This is a genomic window from Pseudomonas sp. DWP3-1-3b3, assembly GCF_049896305.1.
Classification (GTDB): domain Bacteria; phylum Pseudomonadota; class Gammaproteobacteria; order Pseudomonadales; family Pseudomonadaceae; genus Aquipseudomonas; species Aquipseudomonas azotoformans_A.
This window is the reverse complement of record NZ_JAFCUA010000002.1, coordinates 339,670-354,965: the sequence shown is the minus strand read 5'-3', so window position 1 is coordinate 354,965 and position 15,296 is coordinate 339,670. Positions and strand designations below refer to the sequence as shown.

The window sequence follows — 15,296 nt, the reverse complement described above, 5'->3', positions numbered from 1 at the left end:
GTTTCTCATTGGCCCACCCCGCCCAACGCCGCTGGTACCTGCCGGTCTTCACCGTCGCTGCCCTGGTGCTGCTGCCGCTGAGCGTGCTGTTGCTGTCCTGGCAAAGCATCGATGCACAAATCTGGTCCCACCTCTGGGAAACCCAGATGCCGCGCCTGCTGGGCAACACCCTGACCCTGGTGTTGGGTGTCGGCGTCGGCGTGACCCTGCTGGGCGTGAGCCTGGCCTGGCTGACCAGCCTCTGCGAGTTCCCCGGCCGGCGCTGGCTTGATTGGGCGTTGATGCTGCCGTTCGCCATTCCCGCGTACGTTCTGGCTTTTGTGTTTGTCGGCTTGCTGGATTTCTCCGGCCCGGTGCAAACCCTGCTGCGCGAATGGTTTGGCAGTGGCTTGAGGCTGCCTAGGGTGCGTTCCACCAGCGGTGTGATCATCGTGTTGGTGCTGGTGTTCTATCCCTACGTTTATCTGTTGGCGCGCACGGCGTTTCTGGCCCAGGGCAAAGGGCTGATGGAAGCGGCGCGGGTGTTGGGGCAATCGCCGTGGCGCGCGTTCTGGCATGTGGCCCTGCCCATGGCGCGGCCGGCGATTGGGGCCGGGGTGGCGTTGGCATTGATGGAGACCCTGGCGGATTTCGGCGCGGTCTCGGTATTCAACTTCGATACTTTCACCACCGCCATCTACAAGACCTGGTACGGCTTTTTCAGCCTGTCCAGCGCGGCCCAGTTGGCCAGCCTGTTGCTGTTGGTGGTGATGTTGGTGCTGTATGGCGAGCGGCGAGCACGGGGCGCCAGCCGACCGAGCAACGAACGGCCACGGGGCAAGGCGCTGTATCACCTGCGCGGTTTCAAAGCGGCAGCGGCGAGTAGTTGGTGTGGGCTGGTGTTCGCCTGTGCCTTTGTGATTCCGATGCTGCAACTGGTTGCCTGGTTCTGGCAGCGCGGTCGCTTCGATCTGGATGAACGCTACTCCGGCCTGATTGTTCACACGCTTTATCTGGGCGGGATCGCTGCCCTGATCACAGTCAGCGTGGCGTTGGTGCTGGCCTTCGCCAACCGGCTGGCGCCGACGCGGGCGATCCGCTCCGGCATCAGCCTGGCCAATGTCGGTTATGCCTTGCCGGGTTCGGTGTTGGCGGTGTCGATCATGTTGGCGTTCAGCTATCTGGACCGTGAACTGGTGGTGCCGCTGTCCGGCTGGCTCGGCGGGGCGGGCAAACCATTGCTGTTGGGCAGCCTGTCGGCGTTGGTGCTGGCGTATCTGGTGCGTTTCCTGGCGGTGGCCTATGGGCCGTTGGAAAACAGCCTGGCGCGCATCCGGCCCTCCTTGCCGGAAGCAGCACGCAGTCTTGGCGTCAGTGGCCCACGACTGTTTTGCAAAGTGTATCTGCCGTTGTTGCTGCCGGGGACCTTGAGTGCGGCACTGCTGGTGTTTGTCGATGTGCTCAAGGAAATGCCCGCGACCCTGCTGATGCGCCCGTTCGGCTGGGACACGCTGGCCGTGCGGATCTTTGAAATGACCAGTGAAGGCGAATGGGCAAGGGCCTCTTTGCCCGCGTTGACACTGGTGCTGGTCGGCCTGTTGCCGGTGATCGGGCTGATTCGACGCTCCGCCCGGCAAATCGGTTAGGTGCCAGTCCTACGGCTTGCGGCTACAATGCGCGGCATTCGGTGCGCTTCGTCTTTCGGAGCGGGTCGCTGGGCGTGGCTGCAGGCCTTGTAATTCAAGGTGTTCAGCACGAACAGTAGCTCCGCGCACCTTCGCCACGCCCGGAAGGAGAAACCCATGGGACAGCGTACGCCTCTGTATGACCTGCATCTCGCCCTCGGCGCGAAAATGGTCGATTTTGGCGGTTGGGATATGCCTCTGCACTACGGCTCGCAGGTTGAAGAACACCACCAGGTGCGACGCGACTGCGGGGTGTTCGATGTATCTCATATGACCGTGATCGATGTCACCGGCCTCCAGGCCAAGGAATGGCTCCAGTACCTGCTGGCCAATGATGTCGAACGCCTGCACGGCTGCGGCCGTGCGTTGTACAGCGCCATGCTCAATGAAAAGGGCGGCGTGGTGGACGACATGATCGTCTACCGCACCGAGTCCGCTTATCGGCTGGTGGTCAACGCCGCCACCCGCGACCAGGACATGGCCTGGATGCACGCGCAACTGGGCAATTACCAGGTGCAGCTGCATGAACGCCCTGAGCTGGCCATGCTCGCTATCCAAGGCCCTCACGCCCGGCAGAAGATTGCCGAGCTGGTGACCCAGTCGCGCGGCGCGCTCATTCACCAGCTCAAACCCTTCGAAGGCCAGGCCGACGGCGATTGGTTTATCGCCCGCACGGGTTATACCGGCGAAGATGGTCTGGAGATTGTCCTGCCGGCCGATCAGGCGCCGGGCTTTTTCAACGACCTGGTAGGTGCCGGTATTTCCCCCATCGGCCTTGGCGCCCGCGATACCCTGCGCCTGGAAGCGGGCATGAACCTCTACGGTCAGGACATCCATCAGGACGTTTCACCGTTGGCGTCGAACATGGCCTGGAGCATTGCCTGGGAGCCGGCCGAGCGCAACTTCATCGGCCGCGCCGCGCTGGAGGCGGAAAAAGCGGCGGGTGTGCAGTTCAAACTGGTCGGGCTGGTACTGGAAGAACGTGGGGTTTTACGTGCTCACCAGGTGGTTCGTATCGCCAATATTGGCGAAGGGGAGATCACCAGTGGTAGTTTCTCTCCTACGCTGAGCAAATCCATTGCCCTGGCGCGAGTACCGACGGCAACGGCTGATCGGGCCGAAGTGGAAATCCGCGGCAAGTGGTACCCGGTTCGAGTGGTCAAACCGACCTTCGTGCGCCATGGCAAAACCTTGATCTAACCTATTTCCGGCAGGCCAATGGCCGCTGACATTACTTCTTGAGGACACAGATTATGAGCGATATCCCTGCCGACCTGCGTTTTGCCGAAAGCCACGAATGGGCACGCCTGGAAGCTGACGGCACCGTGACCGTCGGTATTTCCGACCATGCTCAGGAAGCGTTGGGTGATGTGGTGTTTGTCGAGTTGGCCGAAGTGGGCGCGCAGTTCGACGCTGCCGGCCAAGCGGGTGTGGTTGAGTCGGTGAAGGCCGCCTCGGACATCTACGCTCCGGTTGCAGGCGAAGTGATCGCCGTCAATGAGGAGCTGAGCGGTAGCCCTGAGCTGCTGAACTCCGATCCGTACGGCGCGTGGATCTTCAAGCTCAAGCCGAGCAATCCGGCTGATCTGGAAAAACTGCTGGATGCTGCTGGCTACAAAGCCGCCATCGGCGAGTGATTCTGTTGCGGGAGCCGGTTATCCGGCTCCCGCAATGTGCTTTCAGCGCTGTAGAACCGCTTTCACTGCCGCTACCGACCGCTCGACATCCGCCTCTGTCATCGCCGTAAACATCGGCAACGACACGATCAAACGACCGACCTTTTCTGCCACCGGGAACATGCCTTCCTTGAACCCCTGTGCCCGATAGAGACTCAGCAGGTGGATCGGAGGGTAGTGATAGCCAATGCCGACGCCGTGGGCCTGCATCTGCTCCATGAAGGTGGCGCGGGCCGGCAGGCCGTCCTGACGCTCTGGCAGCACCAGTTGGAACAGGTGCCAGTTGCTGTTTTCGAAGTCGGCCGGTGGCAGTTGTGCGCCGTACTGCTCTTCAAAATCACTGCCAAAGCACTTGAAGTAGTGCCGCGCCAGGTTCTGGCGATGCGCGGTGATCTTCTCGATATGGGCAAACTGCCCCAGGCCAATGGCGGCGGCGATGTCGGTCATATTGAACTTGCCGCCCAGCACATCTACATCCAAGCCATCGAAGCCGGTGCGGGTGACGCCTTGCAGGCGATACTTCTCGGCCAGACGCGCTTCTTCGGCGTTGTTCAAGACCAGGCAACCGCCCTCGGAAGAGGTTATGTTCTTGTTGGCCTGGAAACTGAACGACACGAAATCACCGGTGGCGCCGATGCGCTCGCCATCCCAGCTCGAACCCAATGCCTGGGCCGCGTCCTCGACGATGCGCAGGCTGTACTTGTTTGCCAGTGCGTACAGCATCGGCATGTCCAGGGGCAGACCGGCCAGGTAGACCGGGATGATCGCCTTGGTGCGCGGGGTGATCGCGGCTTCCACCTGAGCCAGGTCGATGTTGCGGGTGACCGGGTCGATATCGGCAAACACCGGCGTGGCACCGACTTCCAGGATCACGTTGGCCGTGGCCACCCAGGAGATCGGCGTGGTGATAACTTCATCACCCGGCCCGATTCCGGCGATGCGCAAGGCAATCTCCATGGTGCAAGTGCCCGAGTTGAAGGTGCGCACCGGCCGGCCGCCAAAGTATTCCGACAGCTGAGCTTCGAATGCCTGCACTTTCGGCCCGCTGGTGATCCAGCCCGAGCGCAGTACATCGCCGACCGCCGAGATGGTGGCTTCATCGATGGTGGGTTTGGAGAACGGCAGGAAGGGCTGTTGGCTCATGACGACGAAGGCATCCGTTTCAGATTGGCGATGAGTAAGCGATCAGTACCGGTATGGTTACACGGTGTGACTGAATATAGCCTGTCGCCTGTGAATGAATCGTCAGTGTTCAAGTAAAAAATGCCGCTTCAACAGCGACATTCTCTACGGGCTTTAGAAGGCGTAGCGCGCTTCCAGGAACACATTTTGTTCCTTGAGCTTGCCTTTGAGTTGTTCATCCCTGGCGTTCACACGGTTTGCGAAGGTGTTGTAGCCGGTTTCAACATCGCCCATGGCGATATATCGATAACCAGCCCCCAGTGTGATTTGCTCACTGACCTTGGCTTCCAGCCCCATGCCTACACTGTAGGCAAAGTTGTGTTGGCGATTATTGGCAAAGCGGCGGGTCTCGTTGGTTTGATAGCCTTCGGCTTCAATGCGAGCGACACCCACACCGGCCATACCGTAGAACGATAACCATGGGTTGATCGGGATGTCTTTATAGCCATTGAGCATCAAGCGCTGGCTCTGGACCTGCATGCTGTTGACGTTGGCATTGAAGGGGGCCCAGTAGGATTTGAACGTCGAGTTGTTCGGCATTGTGTATTCCCCTTCCAGGCGTCAGCCATTCTCAAAGGCGTAACCTGCGGCGAAAGAGGCTACGAATGACTTGGTGCTATCTGGGGCGTCCACTCGTTCAGTCACACGAGGGCTGGTGAGCAGCGAGCTGGAAAGGTTCTGGCGGGCGTTGTTGAATTTTGCTGATCCGTACCAGCTTTCTGCCTGGGCGTAGGAGGTCGAAAATGCAGAGAGCAGCAGTACGTAGGCAATCTTGTGCATGGGCAGTGATCCGCTTTATTTAAAAAGGAACCCTTAGCTTGTTGCCCAGCAGGATGAGACTCGACAGGAGTTCTCTGTACTCCACATTGAAAGCAGGAACCTATGCGTAGTACTCGGTGGCGATAGCTGTAGGAACTCAAGACAAAAAAATGCCGCTGTTCAAAGCGGCATTTTTTATCGAGCCCGAGTTATTCGGTAACGGCGTTTTTCGCGAGGATGGCGTTGGCCAGCTCCATATCCGTGGCTTGCAGGCCAGGGTTATCGGCGCGGACTTTCTGCATCGCCGCTTCCAGGTACGGGCCACGGATGCCGCCATCGCTGGCAACAAAGCTGCCTGCGTCGTCTTGTGCGGCGACCACCAGCTTGTGGTCCTTGAACGTCAGGTACGTCGAGCCGGTAGTGGCGCCGGACGAGATGACGTTGCGCCAGAAACTGTCGGCCATGGCTGAACCGACAGGGAGGGAAAGCACAGCAAGGGTTGCGACAGCATATTTAAGACGCATGATGGGTGACTCCGGGTGGGTTATCTGTACTTTATGATTGTAGTTAGTCCAACCGAGTTCCATCACTGACTAAACAGTTTCAACCCTTAACACCACACCTTCCTGGCCAACTACCCGGACTTGAGCGCCTACGGGGCTGTCCGGTCCAGTGACCATCCACACGCCGTCACCCACCTTTACCTTGCCCCGGCCGTCGACAATCGCCTGATGCACCACGAAGGTGCGGCCGATCAGCTCCGAGCCGCGCTCGTTCAGCCCCGGCTGGTCGCTGACCTTGGCACTGCTGCGCTGACGCTTCCACCAATACACGGCTGTGACGATCGACAGCACGGCAAACAGTAGCAGTTGCCACTCCAGCCCCAAGGGTGGCACCAAAAACTTGATCACACCCACGGCCGCCGCCGCGATGCCCATCCACAGCAGGTAACCACCGGCGCCGAATACCTCAAGGATCAGCAACACCGTACCCAGCGCCAGCCAATCCCAAAACGACAGATGCTGCAGGAAATCCCACATGGCGCTGGCCTCAGCCTTTCTTGTTGTCGAACGTTGCCTTGACGATCTCGCCGATACCGCCGACTGCACCGATCACCTGGCTGGCTTCCAGCGGCATCAGGATGACCTTGCTGTTGTTGGCCGATGCCAGCTTGCCCAGCGCATCGATGTATTTCTGTGCGACAAAGTAATTGACCGCCTGCACGTTGCCCGACGCAATCGCTTCCGACACCACCTGGGTCGCGCGGGCTTCTGCTTCGGCCTGACGCTCACGGGCTTCGGACTCAAGGAATGCAGCCTGTCGGCTACCTTCTGCCTCAAGGATCTGCGCCTGCTTCTTGCCTTCGGCGGTCAGGATCGCTGAGGCGCGCAAGCCTTCAGCCTCTAGGATTTGCGCACGCTTGATCCGTTCGGCTTTCATCTGGCCCGACATGGCGGCCATCAGGTCGGCAGGTGGGCTGATGTCCTTGATCTCGATACGGGTGATCTTGATGCCCCATGGCGCGGTGGCTTCGTCCACGGTTTTCAGCAGTTTCTCGTTGATGCCGTCGCGCTGGCTGAGCATGGCATCCAGCTCCATGGAACCGAGCACGGTACGGATGTTGGTTTGCAGCAGGTTGCGGATGGCGTGTTCGAGGTTGTTGACCTCGTACGCGGCCTGGGCGGTGTTGACAACCTGGAAGAAGCACACGGCGTCGATCTGCACGGTGGCGTTGTCGGCGGTGATGACTTCCTGGGGCGGGATATCCAGCACGCTTTCCATCACGTTGATCTTGCGACCGATGCGGTCCATGACCGGGATGATGATGTTCAGGCCAGGCTTGAGGGTGTTGGTGTAGCGGCCGAAACGCTCGACTGTCCACTGGTAACCCTGGGGGACGACCTTGAAGCCCATGAACAGGATGGCGATGGCCAAGCCCACGAAAAGAAGCAGTACGGTTCCGATCTGCATAGCGATTCCCTATCTGAATGTGTCAGTGAAACGACGTTGGGCCGATTGTAACGGTGTTGTCACCGATAAGAACGGTTTCACTGCTGATCAAACAAAGGATTTGTTACCGAATCCCCAGGCGTTACTCGTAATACTTCCGCCATCGTGGTCTGCCCCGCCTCGACCTTTTGCAGGCCGGCCATGCGCAGGCTGCACATGCCTTGGGCAATCGCCGCCTGGCGCAGCGCCTGCACATCGGCGCCGGGCGTGATCAGCGTCTTGAGCGCTTGATTCAGCAGCATGATTTCGTACACACCGGCTCGGCCCCGATAGCCGCTGTGTCGACATTCCACGCATCCGACCGCCTCATGGACCCCACCCAGCGTCCGCTTGCAGTGAGGACATAAAACCCGTACCAACCGCTGTGCCATCACCCCCAATAATGTGGCCTTGATCAAATAGTGAGCAATGCCCAGTTCCTGCAAGCGGCTGATGGCGCTGGGCGCGTCGTTGGTATGCAAGGTCGACAGCACCAGATGCCCGGTCAGTGCGGCCTGGATCGCCATCTCGGCGGTCTCCTGGTCGCGGATCTCGCCAATCATGATGATGTCCGGATCCTGGCGCAGCAGGGCGCGGATGCCGCTGGCGAAGGTCAGGTCGATGTTGTGCTGCACCTGCATCTGGTTGAACGCCGGTTCGACCATCTCGACGGGATCTTCCACGGTGCACAGGTTGACCTCCCGGGTCGCCAGTTGCCTGAGCGTGGTGTAGAGCGTGCTGGTCTTGCCTGAACCGGTTGGGCCGGTCACCAGGATGATGCCGTGGGTCTGGCGCGTCATGGACTGCCAGCGTTGCTGGTCATCAGCCGACAAACCCAGCTGGTCAAAGCCCTTGAGCAGGACCTGCGGGTCGAAAATCCGCATCACCAGCTTCTCGCCAAACGCCGTGGGCAAGGTGGAAAGGCGCAGTTCAACTTCCGCGCCTGCCGGGCTTTTGGTCTTGACCCGGCCGTCCTGGGGCCTGCGTTTTTCTGCCACGTTCATGCGACCCAGGCTTTTCAGGCGGCTGACCACCGCCATCGTTACCTGGGCCGGGAACTGATAGACGTCGTGCAGCAGCCCGTCGATGCGAAAGCGCACACGCCCCTGTTCACGGCAGGGCTCGATATGGATATCGCTGGCGCGCTGGGCGAACGCGTATTGCAGTAGCCAATCGACGATGTTGACGATGTGCGCGTCGTTGGCATCCGGCTCCTGGTCGCTGGCGCCGAGGTTGAGCAGGTCGACATTGACCGGCGCCACGACCTTCTGATCGGCGCCGCTGACGGACTTCGCCAGCCGGTAGAACTCACCGATGCAGCGCGTAATGTCCTGAGGATTGGCGACCACGCGCGTGATCGAACGCTTGAGCACCTGCGAGAGCCCGGCTTCCCAGCTGGTGACATGGGGCTGGGCGCTGGCGACCGTGACGGTTTGCGCATCCACCGCCACCGCGAGTATGGCGTGACGCTGGGCGAATGCGTGGGACATCAACGGCACCACCGTCGCCACGTCGATCTTTAACGGGTCGATGCGCAGATAGGGTTGCCCGGCCTGTTGGGCGAGCCATTCGGTCAGGGTTTCCAGGCACGGGCCTTGGGCTGCGATGCTCTCCAAGGGGTGCTGGGTGTTGCTGGCCGGCAATGCCGACAAGCGTTGGGCGAGTTCAGGCGTGATCAGCCGCCCTTCGACCAAAGCCGGCAACAGCTGCTGCAGTTCCAATCGTTGATCAACCGGCATGAAGGTTTTCCTGGGTGGCAGTGGGTGTAAATCCCAGGCTAGCCAGCCGATGAATATCTGCCTCCCAGCGTGTATTGCAGGCTTTTACTGGGCGACCGCCACCACGGCTTGAGGCCCCATGGAGTCAGCCGACCACATATCCAGCGAGCACACGCTGATCAGGTTTCGAATCTTTTCACCGATCACTTGGGCGCGGTGCCAGCTCAGGCCATCCATCACGATGTCGATGCTCAGCACGTCATCTTCCCGATTCACCGTGACCTGTCGTGGCGTGAGGAATTGCAGCGCGAAATAGTTAAGGACCCTGCACAGCACGTCCGGCTCCGCCTCAGTGACTATCCGGTAATGCGCCTGGCAATGGGCGTTGCTGACGGCCCACGCATCGACGCGGGTAACGGGGTGGGTGGCTTCGACGGCGTGCATGGGAAAACTCCAGATTTGACAGGAGAAATTTTTACATTCGCTAACTGAGATTTCTTATCTAAGATGGGCCTGTTTCAGGATTAATCGAATTGAACAATTCAAGATAGGCTTTGTTAAAGGAATTTATATGCACAGCGAGTTGGATGCCTACGACCGCCGTATCCTGGCCCTGCTGCAACAGGACGCCTCGCTGTCGAGTGCGCAGATCGCCGAGCAGGTCGGTTTATCCCAGTCACCGTGCTGGCGGCGTATTCAACGTCTCAAGGAAGAGGGGGTGATTCGCGGTCAGGTGACGTTGCTGGACCGCAAGAAGATCGGCCTCAACACGCAGATTTTCGCCGAGGTCAAACTCAACGCCCACGGCCGCTCCAACTTCACCGAGTTCACTGACGCGATTCGCGGGTTTCCGGAAGTGCTGGAGTGTTATGTGTTGATGGGGGCGGTGGATTTTCTGCTGCGCATCGTCACCTCGGACATCGAGGCGTATGAGCGGTTTTTCTTCGAGAAGCTGTCGATGGTGCCGGGGATTCAGGAGGTCAATTCGATTGTGGCGTTGTCGGAGATCAAGTCCACCACCAGCCTGCCAGTATTGCGCTGACAGGCTGGAGACAGCGATTTTACAGACGCAGCAGCGTTTTCCACGCACGGTTCTGATACACCGCAATCGCTTGATGCATCCGCGCATCCAGCGACTCATCGGTGATCGGCTGGTTGGCCAGTTGCGCCAACTTGTTCAGCTCGCCGTACAGACGGTCCAGCTCCGGGATGTCGACCACCTGACGTGCATGGTGCAACCAGGCTTGGATGCGTTCGATGCGCGGCAGCTGCTCGGCCAGGTCTTCCGGTTGTTGCTGGTAGCGCGGCAGTTGCAGGGCGACGGCGTCGTCGGCCAGCAGGCGTGGCAGCCAGTTGGTGATTTGCGCAGCGCCTTGGCGGTTGCCACGCACGTTGCGGTCGGCGGTCCAGGTACGGGCCATCAGCCAGCGCGAAGCGTTCAGTGAGAACAGGCCCCAGCGCACGTCTTCCAATTCTTCAGCGAATTGTTCCGGTGCGGCTTTGCGGATGTCTTCGTCGTCGTCACCGGCTTGTACCAGTGGGCGCCAGTCTTCCAACAGGGCATCCAGTGCGCTGCGCAGTTCGCTGGTGGATTGGCGTGGCGCGGCTTGGCCGAGGCTGCCGATCAGGGCGCGCAGTTCGCCAAGGTTGTCGACCCAGTCTTGCAACAGGCGCCAGTGGCCATTGAAACGGTATTGCTCAGCCAGGCGCTGGCTGCTGCCCAGCAGGTGCCACATGATGGCGGCGAAGGCGTCGTCCAGCGGCATTTCAGCGTGGATCTGCGGCGCCGGCAGGCTCAGGGAATAGCTGCTGGCGTCGTACAGGCGGTAGCCGCGCTCGGCCTTGCTGATATCGCACGGCATCAGGGCCAGGGTGGCGGCCAGTTCGGCGGCCAACTCCAGCAGTGCAGCCGGTTCGCCTTCGCGCAGTTCCAGTTCCAGCTCGCAGATTTCTTCTTTTTGCTTGCCGACCACCACGTGGCCCAGGTCCAGGGCGGCTTCGATGACCACCTTGGCCTTGCCACGGCCCCAGGCGATTTCGGCGCGTTCACGCACGAAGTCGGTGGTGAAGATCGGCTTGAGGGTCTTTTTGTCCAGCTCGGCCAGTTGCTCGGGCCAGCATTCGCCGTCGAGTTTCTTCACGTCGAGCTTGGCTTTAGGCAGTTCCCAGTTGTACTCGTTGCGTTCCGACAAGCCGGCGACGCTTTGGCCACGGGTTTTGAGGGTCTGGATGATGTCGTCACCGTCCTTGCGCAGGCGCAGGGCGACTTTGGCCTGGGCCAGGTCGCGCTCGGGGGTGTCGAAATACTGGTTCATCAACTCACGGCGTTCCCAGCCACTTTTGTTGCGTTTTTTCAGCAGCGGGTGCTCACGCAGCGCGGCGAGGGTCTCGCGGCTGACGCGAAGCTTGATTTCAGTTTCTTTTTGCATGGCCGGTACATCCAGGATCGGGAGCGCAGCCGGGGAAAAGAGTGGCTGCCAAGGTCGTGCAGTGTACAGGACTGAGCCCGGCAACGTGCCGCAACGGTTTATTGTGTCGTGCAGATGGCTCTATAGTGGGGCTCATCCGGGAAGTCGAGAGGCCGCGCATGCCATTACCGTCCATGAAAGAGCAGTTCGCCGCGCTGATTGCCGCGCCGTCGGTCAGTTGCACCCAGGCCTCTCTCGACCAGACCAACCGCCCGGTGATCGACTTGCTCGCCAGTTGGCTGGGCGACATGGGTTTTGCCATCGACATCCAACAAGTCAGCCCCGGCAAGTTCAACCTCCTGGCCAGTTACGGCAGTGGCCCCGGCGGGCTGGTGCTGGCAGGGCATAGTGATACCGTTCCCTATGACGCCGCGTTGTGGAAGACCGATCCGCTCAAGCTGACGGAAGTCGACGGTCGTTGGGTAGGACTGGGCAGTTGCGACATGAAGGGCTTTTTCGCCCTGGCCATCGAGGCGGTGCTGCCGTTGCTGGACCAGCCGTTCAAGCAGCCGCTGTTGATCCTCGCCACCTGCGATGAAGAAAGCTCCATGTCCGGCGCCCGCGCATTGGCCGAAGCAGGGCGCCCGCTGGGCCGCGCAGCGGTGATTGGCGAGCCGACCGGGCTCAAGCCGATCCGCTTGCACAAAGGCGTAATGATGGAGCGCATCGACATCCTCGGCCAAAGCGGCCATTCGTCGGATCCCAGCCTGGGCCACAGCGCTCTTGAAGCCATGCACGACGCCATTGGCGAACTGCGTGGCTTGCGCCTGGCCTGGCAGCGCGAATACCGGAACCCGCAGTTCAGCGTGCCGCAGCCGACCCTGAATTTTGGCTGCATTCACGGCGGCGACAACCCCAACCGTATCTGCGGCCAGTGTTCCCTGGAGTTCGACCTGCGGCCGCTGCCGGGCATGGACCCGCAAGTACTGCGCGACGCTATCCGGCAGAAGCTCGTGCCCTTGGCCGAGCGCCATCAGGTCAAGATTGATTACGCGCCGCTGTTCCCCGAGGTGCCACCTTTCGAGCAGCCCGAAGATGCCGAACTGGTGCGGGTGGCGGAACGATTGACCGGCCATCGTGCCGAAGCAGTAGCGTTCGGCACCGAAGCGCCTTATCTTCAGCGCCTTGGGTGTGAAACCCTGGTGCTCGGCCCTGGCGATATCGCCTGCGCCCACCAACCGGGCGAGTACCTCGAAATGTCACGCTTGACGCCTACAGTGCGTCTATTGCGGGAACTGATCGAACATTACTGCCTGAAACCTGCATAAATTAACCCCAACCTGTTCGTACATAGAAAGGAGAGTGAGCGTGTCGCCAAGCCTGTTCCGACGATAACCATCAGCCCGCTGTGCGCTTTCACGATTCATCCTTTTTCGGCTGCTTTTTATTACAGGCCCAGGTTTTATGCCCGACTATGTTAATTGGCTTCGTCACGCGTCCCCTTACATCAACGCCCACCGCGACTGCACCTTTGTGGTCATGCTGCCTGGCGACGGCGTAGAGCATCCCAACTTCGGCAATATCGTCCACGACCTGGTGCTGCTGCACAGCCTGGGCGTGCGCTTGGTGCTGGTCCACGGTTCGCGGCCACAGATTGAAGTGCGCCTTGAAGCACGTGGCCTGATCCCGACTTATCACGAAGGCATGCGCATCACTGATGCGGCGACGCTGGAGTGTGTGATCGACGCGGTCGGCCACCTGCGCATCGCCATTGAAGCGCGCCTGTCGATGGACATGGCCTCGTCGCCGATGCAGGGCTCGCGCCTGCGGGTAACCAGCGGTAATTTCGTGACTGCACGCCCCATCGGCGTATTGGACGGCGTGGATTACCACCACACCGGCGAAGTGCGCCGCGTCGATCGCAAGGGCATCAACCGTCTGTTGGACGAACGCTCTATCGTGCTGCTGTCGCCGTTGGGCTACTCGCCGACCGGTGAAATCTTCAACCTGGCCTGCGAAGACGTTGCCACCCGCGCGGCCATCGACCTGGGTGCCGACAAGCTGTTGCTGTTTGGCGCAGACATGGGCCTGATCGATGAGAACGGTCGCCTGGTCCGCGAGCTGCGCCCCCAACAAGTGCCGGCACACTTGCAACGCCTGGGCAGCAGCAACTATCAGGCTGAACTGCTCGATGCGGCCGCCGAAGCGTGCCGGGGTGGGGTAGGGCGCAGTCATATTGTCAGCTACGCCGAAGACGGTGCCTTGCTCACCGAACTGTTCACCCGCGACGGCGGCGGTACGCTGGTGGCCCAGGAACAATTCGAGCAGGTGCGCGAAGCCGCGATTGAAGACGTGGGTGGGTTGCTCGACCTGATCAGCCCGTTGGAAGAGCAGGGCATCCTGGTGCGCCGTTCGCGGGAAGTGCTGGAGCGTGAGATCGAGCAGTTCAGCGTGGTGGAACGCGAAGGCATGATCATCGCCTGTGCGGCGCTGTACCAGATCGCGGATTCGGACGCCGGTGAGCTGGCGTGCCTGGCGGTGAACCCGGAATACCGCCATGGCGCGCGGGGCGATGTGTTGCTGGAGCGTATCCAGGCTCGGGCGCGGGCGCAGGGGTTGAAGACCTTGTTTGTGCTCACCACCCGCACCGCCCACTGGTTCCGTGAGCGGGGGTTTGTGCCGAGCAGCGTGGATCGCCTGCCGTCGGCCCGGGCCTCGCTGTATAACTATCAGCGTAATTCGAAGATTTTTGAGAAGGCCCTGTAACACTCCATTCTGTAGGCGCCATCCTGGCGCCTACAGATGTCAGGGCTTGATGAATTTATCGGTCACAAAGGCCGAATAGTCCGGCAACACCGCTTCAACCTTCCCCTGTTCCTTCAAGAACTTCGCCGTCTCCCCAATCGCCTTCGCCGTGCCGCCTTTGAGCAGCGCGTCAGTTTGCTGTGCCTGGGCATCGGGGAAGGTGGTACCGGCCAACAACTCCGGAATGTCGGCAGCATTCGAGCCTGTCAGTTTCGCGATTTTCTGCACCGGCTCGGAATCCACCGTCCAACCGTCTTTATGGGCCGCATACTCGGCAAACGAATCCAGGGTGACCTTGGCAAACTTGGCCACTACGTCAGGATGTTTTTCCGCGAAATCCTTACGCGCCACCCACACCTCAAACGTTGGTGCGCCCCACTGACCCACCTGGGCCGCATCTGTCAGCGTCTTGCCGGTCTTGCGGATTTCGCCCAAAGCCGGCGACCACACGAAGGCACCGTCGATATCGCCGCGTTTCCACGCGGCGGCAATCTCGGCTGGCTGCAGGTTCACCACCTTGACTTGTTTGGTGTCCAGTCCCCAGTGCTTCAGCGCGCCGAGCAGGCTGTAATGAGAGGTTGAGACGAATGGCGTGGCGATGGTTTTGCCGATCAGATCCTTGGGTGCGTCAATGTGGCTGCCGTTACGCACCACCAGAGCTTCAGAAGTATTGATCTGCGCCGATACGATGAACGCGACGATGGGTAGATTTCGTGAAGCCGCCGCCGCAAGGGGGCTGGAACCGAGGTTGCCGATCTGTACATCGCCGGAGGCAATGGCGGTGACGACTTCCGGCCCACTGTTGAACCGGCGCCAGGCGATTTTTTCACCGATGGCCTTCTCATAGAGGCCGTCGGCCTGTGGGACTTTGCTGGGGTCAATGCCGGTTTGGTAGCCGATGGTTAAATCGGCGGCTTTGACACCAAAAGAAAGTATTAGTGACACAAAAACTGTAACAAATTGACGGGAGGATGTGCGTTTGGCCATGATGGCGTCGCCTTTTTGATCGTGGGTGACGTATGCAACAGTACGGCCACACTAATCGATCTAAAAAAGCACTAACAAATACCCTTTAGGAATTAGCTTATGGAGCGG

Annotated in this window: 14 protein-coding genes and 1 pseudogene; 6 read left to right on the top strand and 9 right to left on the bottom strand. The window is 60.3% G+C overall.

The features are described from left to right. Positions 1–8: 8 nt before the first annotated feature. The 3 genes from ACP7BX_RS08010 to gcvH all read left to right on the top strand — a co-directional run bounded on the left by ACP7BX_RS08010 (position 9) and on the right by gcvH (position 3,301). Positions 9–1,625, top strand: coding sequence for an ABC transporter permease (locus ACP7BX_RS08010; protein WP_426127187.1), 1,617 nt, complete (start codon positions 9–11; stop codon positions 1,623–1,625). Positions 1,626–1,781: 156 nt separating this feature from the next. Further along, complete coding sequence (gcvT, locus tag ACP7BX_RS08005; RefSeq protein WP_314529627.1) at positions 1,782–2,864, top strand: glycine cleavage system aminomethyltransferase GcvT; 1,083 nt, start codon at positions 1,782–1,784, stop codon at positions 2,862–2,864. 53 nt (positions 2,865–2,917) lie between these two features. After that, positions 2,918–3,301, top strand: coding sequence for a glycine cleavage system protein GcvH (gcvH, locus tag ACP7BX_RS08000; protein ID WP_033897550.1), 384 nt, complete (start codon positions 2,918–2,920; stop codon positions 3,299–3,301). A 42-nt stretch (positions 3,302–3,343) separates the two neighbouring features. Here the strand turns inward: gcvH and ACP7BX_RS07995 are convergent, their stop codons facing one another. The 7 genes and pseudogenes from ACP7BX_RS07995 to ACP7BX_RS07965 all read right to left on the bottom strand — a co-directional run bounded on the left by ACP7BX_RS07995 (position 3,344) and on the right by ACP7BX_RS07965 (position 9,432). Further along, entirely contained in the window at positions 3,344–4,483 is a 1,140-nt protein-coding gene (locus ACP7BX_RS07995; protein WP_426127190.1) for a DegT/DnrJ/EryC1/StrS family aminotransferase, read from the bottom strand. Between the two features lie 153 nt (positions 4,484–4,636). Continuing rightward, positions 4,637–5,302, bottom strand: a pseudogene (locus ACP7BX_RS07990) (outer membrane protein). Positions 5,303–5,490: 188 nt separating this feature from the next. After that, positions 5,491–5,805, bottom strand: a complete 315-nt coding sequence (locus ACP7BX_RS07985) for a DUF2388 domain-containing protein (protein ID WP_003176799.1) — start codon at positions 5,803–5,805, stop codon at positions 5,491–5,493. A gap of 69 nt (positions 5,806–5,874) precedes the next feature. Then, positions 5,875–6,321 carry an NfeD family protein gene (locus ACP7BX_RS07980; RefSeq protein WP_033897552.1) on the bottom strand — a complete coding sequence of 149 codons (447 nt, stop codon included), beginning with the start codon at positions 6,319–6,321 and terminating at the stop codon, positions 5,875–5,877. A 10-nt stretch (positions 6,322–6,331) separates the two neighbouring features. Further along, complete coding sequence (locus ACP7BX_RS07975) at positions 6,332–7,252, bottom strand: SPFH domain-containing protein (RefSeq protein WP_010207363.1); 921 nt, start codon at positions 7,250–7,252, stop codon at positions 6,332–6,334. A 77-nt stretch (positions 7,253–7,329) separates the two neighbouring features. Continuing rightward, on the bottom strand, positions 7,330–9,009 hold the full coding sequence (locus ACP7BX_RS07970) for a GspE/PulE family protein (RefSeq protein ID WP_426127192.1): 1,680 nt from the start codon (positions 9,007–9,009) through the stop codon (positions 7,330–7,332). A gap of 84 nt (positions 9,010–9,093) precedes the next feature. Then, positions 9,094–9,432: a hypothetical protein gene (locus tag ACP7BX_RS07965; RefSeq protein ID WP_426127194.1), complete on the bottom strand. Its 339-nt coding sequence runs from the start codon at positions 9,430–9,432 to the stop codon at positions 9,094–9,096. Between the two features lie 127 nt (positions 9,433–9,559). Here ACP7BX_RS07965 and ACP7BX_RS07960 point away from each other — a divergent pair, with 127 nt between their 5' ends. Then, positions 9,560–10,030 carry an Lrp/AsnC family transcriptional regulator gene (locus ACP7BX_RS07960; RefSeq protein ID WP_426127196.1) on the top strand — a complete coding sequence of 157 codons (471 nt, stop codon included), beginning with the start codon at positions 9,560–9,562 and terminating at the stop codon, positions 10,028–10,030. Between the two features lie 19 nt (positions 10,031–10,049). On the opposite strand, the gene ACP7BX_RS07955 is transcribed toward ACP7BX_RS07960, so the two are convergent. Beyond that, positions 10,050–11,417 (bottom strand): inorganic triphosphatase, encoded by a 1,368-nt coding sequence (locus ACP7BX_RS07955; RefSeq protein WP_033897556.1) that lies wholly within the window; start codon positions 11,415–11,417, stop codon positions 10,050–10,052. Between the two features lie 158 nt (positions 11,418–11,575). Between ACP7BX_RS07955 and argE the strand changes: the two genes are divergently transcribed. Together argE and argA are read left to right on the top strand one after the other, a co-directional pair. Continuing rightward, complete coding sequence (argE, locus tag ACP7BX_RS07950) at positions 11,576–12,724, top strand: acetylornithine deacetylase (protein WP_426127198.1); 1,149 nt, start codon at positions 11,576–11,578, stop codon at positions 12,722–12,724. Positions 12,725–12,860: 136 nt separating this feature from the next. Further along, on the top strand, positions 12,861–14,162 hold the full coding sequence (gene argA, locus ACP7BX_RS07945; protein WP_016978985.1) for an amino-acid N-acetyltransferase: 1,302 nt from the start codon (positions 12,861–12,863) through the stop codon (positions 14,160–14,162). Positions 14,163–14,201: 39 nt separating this feature from the next. Here argA and tauA read toward each other — a convergent pair whose 3' ends face one another. After that, positions 14,202–15,188 (bottom strand): taurine ABC transporter substrate-binding protein, encoded by a 987-nt coding sequence (gene tauA, locus ACP7BX_RS07940; RefSeq protein ID WP_426127200.1) that lies wholly within the window; start codon positions 15,186–15,188, stop codon positions 14,202–14,204. Positions 15,189–15,296: the final 108 nt, after the last annotated feature.

What these genes read in the sequence shown, in the direction of transcription:
- gcvT (WP_314529627.1), top strand. Translation starts at nt 1,782, where the DNA reads ATGGGACAGCGTACGCCTCTGTATGACCTGCATCTCGCCCTCGGCGCG.
- gcvH (WP_033897550.1), top strand. Translation starts at nt 2,918, where the DNA reads ATGAGCGATATCCCTGCCGACCTGCGTTTTGCCGAAAGCCACGAATGG.
- ACP7BX_RS07995 (WP_426127190.1), bottom strand. Translation starts at nt 4,483, where the DNA reads ATGAGCCAACAGCCCTTCCTGCCGTTCTCCAAACCCACCATCGATGAA.
- ACP7BX_RS07985 (WP_003176799.1), bottom strand. Translation starts at nt 5,805, where the DNA reads ATGCGTCTTAAATATGCTGTCGCAACCCTTGCTGTGCTTTCCCTCCCT.
- ACP7BX_RS07980 (WP_033897552.1), bottom strand. Translation starts at nt 6,321, where the DNA reads ATGTGGGATTTCCTGCAGCATCTGTCGTTTTGGGATTGGCTGGCGCTG.
- ACP7BX_RS07975 (WP_010207363.1), bottom strand. Translation starts at nt 7,252, where the DNA reads ATGCAGATCGGAACCGTACTGCTTCTTTTCGTGGGCTTGGCCATCGCC.
- ACP7BX_RS07970 (WP_426127192.1), bottom strand. Translation starts at nt 9,009, where the DNA reads ATGCCGGTTGATCAACGATTGGAACTGCAGCAGCTGTTGCCGGCTTTG.
- ACP7BX_RS07965 (WP_426127194.1), bottom strand. Translation starts at nt 9,432, where the DNA reads ATGCACGCCGTCGAAGCCACCCACCCCGTTACCCGCGTCGATGCGTGG.
- ACP7BX_RS07960 (WP_426127196.1), top strand. Translation starts at nt 9,560, where the DNA reads ATGCACAGCGAGTTGGATGCCTACGACCGCCGTATCCTGGCCCTGCTG.
- ACP7BX_RS07955 (WP_033897556.1), bottom strand. Translation starts at nt 11,417, where the DNA reads ATGCAAAAAGAAACTGAAATCAAGCTTCGCGTCAGCCGCGAGACCCTC.
- argE (WP_426127198.1), top strand. Translation starts at nt 11,576, where the DNA reads ATGCCATTACCGTCCATGAAAGAGCAGTTCGCCGCGCTGATTGCCGCG.
- argA (WP_016978985.1), top strand. Translation starts at nt 12,861, where the DNA reads ATGCCCGACTATGTTAATTGGCTTCGTCACGCGTCCCCTTACATCAAC.
- tauA (WP_426127200.1), bottom strand. Translation starts at nt 15,188, where the DNA reads ATGGCCAAACGCACATCCTCCCGTCAATTTGTTACAGTTTTTGTGTCA.